Consider the following 628-nt stretch of genomic DNA (forward strand, 5'->3'; position numbering starts at 1 on the left):
CGCGAAATCGGGCTTTAAAGCAGTCGGTGCGGAGCTCGGCTTCGTATATCCCGTCTTCGAGAGCTGGGAGGTTCGCACGATGATCGAATACACTCGATTGGTCGGTGACGCGGCGGACAGCCCGATCAGCAAGGACAACAACGTTCTCTTTGGCGGGCTGGCCGTTTCCTACAAGTTCTGAGCGATCGTTGAGGGCCAACGCTTGGCCCATTGATCCGCCCCCGATCAGCAACGACACCCAACATTCCCTTATGGAAGTCTTTGCCAAGCGGACGCGGCGCCCAACGGCCCAACGCAAACATCGGAGCATAAGCTGACATGAAACAGATCGAAAAACCCCAAAAGAACCTGGTGATGGGACGCCGCAACTTTCTAACTGGCGCGACTGCATTGGGTGTCGGTGCCGGACTATCCGCACCCGCCATTGTCTCCCGCGCCGCCGCCGCAGAGCCATCGGTCATCGCGTTGCGAGACCAGGATCTGCAATTTATCGCCACGGAAGAGACCTATACCACCGACGAGTTGATCGCGCTGAACGCGATTAACGACGATCACGTAGAGTACCTCAAGGAGACGGGTCTTGCCGAACTGGGCCCTGGCCGCCTCGGCGCAATGGATGAGGCGGGGA

The 628-nt window shown here is 58.8% G+C and carries 2 protein-coding genes; both read left to right on the top strand.

The features are described 5' to 3' along the window. Positions 1 to 181 (top strand): MipA/OmpV family protein (locus ACKGJN_RS16435; protein ID WP_409540650.1); only part of this gene is annotated, 181 nt, incomplete at its 5' end. A 137-nt stretch (positions 182 to 318) separates the two neighbouring features. Next, a partial coding sequence (locus ACKGJN_RS16440; protein WP_409540651.1) for a hypothetical protein occupies positions 319 to 628 on the top strand: 310 nt, incomplete at its 3' end.

Origin of the sequence: Gillisia xinjiangensis (genome assembly GCF_046298265.1) — a bacterium.
GTDB lineage: Bacteria > Bacteroidota > Bacteroidia > Flavobacteriales > Flavobacteriaceae > Gillisia > Gillisia xinjiangensis.